A 372-nucleotide genomic window follows, 5' to 3' on the forward strand; every position below is an offset into this window, starting at 1 on the left:
GCGCGCGGCAGCGGTTCGCCGCCGCACAGGACGGCCCGCAGGCGGGGCAGGGGCGCCGCGTGCACGGCCTCGGCGAGGACGAGGGTCAGGTGCGCGGGCACGAACTGGGCGACGGTGACGTCGAACCGGCTCATCCAGGTGACCAGGGCGTGCGGGTCCCGGTTGGCGTCGTCCGGCAGGACGCAGACCTCGGCGCCGTTCATCAGCGGGAGCCACAGCTCCCACACGGAGGCGTCGAAGCTCGTGGAGGTACGGGCGAGGACCCGGTCGTCCGGGGTCAGGGTGAGATACCGCGCCATCCACGCCATGTGATTGGCCAGGGCGCCGTGCGGTACGACCACGCCCTTGGGGCGGCCGGTGGAGCCGGAGGTG

1 protein-coding gene is annotated in these 372 nt (G+C 73.9%); it reads right to left on the reverse strand.

Annotation, left to right across the window (positions count from 1 at the left end; all coding sequences use genetic code 11):
* Positions 1-372, reverse strand: a 372-nt coding sequence (locus GT042_RS31655; RefSeq protein ID WP_161312128.1) for an AMP-binding protein, incomplete at both ends; no start/stop codon positions are given.

Source organism: Streptomyces sp. SID3212 (assembly GCF_009865405.1).
GTDB lineage: Bacteria > Actinomycetota > Actinomycetes > Streptomycetales > Streptomycetaceae > Streptomyces.